This window comes from Peribacillus sp. SIMBA_075, from assembly GCF_046534585.1.
Genome location: NZ_JAWRYN010000965.1, coordinates 1 through 258, shown reverse-complemented (window position 1 = coordinate 258; position 258 = coordinate 1). Strand labels below are relative to the sequence as shown.

Genomic DNA, 258 nt, shown 5'->3' with positions numbered 1-258 from the left:
GGAGGAGTATTTGTTGTTGAAACGTTATCGGTTATCCTTCAAGTCATCTCCTTTAAAACAACTGGAAAAAGAATCTTTAAAATGAGCCCGCTTCACCACCACTATGAGTTAGTTGGCTGGTCTGAGTGGAGAGTGGTTGTCACCTTCTGGACAGCTGGTTTATTACTTGCTGTTTTAGGAATTTACATCGAGGTGTGGTTGTAATTGAATAAGATGCAAATGTTAAAAAACGAACATGTACTAGTATTAGGTCTTGCA

At 38.8% G+C, this 258-nt stretch carries 1 pseudogene; it reads left to right on the top strand.

Annotated features, from left to right (window positions below):
• Nucleotides 1-204, top strand: a pseudogene (locus SB775_RS31140) (phospho-N-acetylmuramoyl-pentapeptide-transferase); the annotation flags it as partial.
• Nucleotides 205-258: the final 54 nt, after the last annotated feature.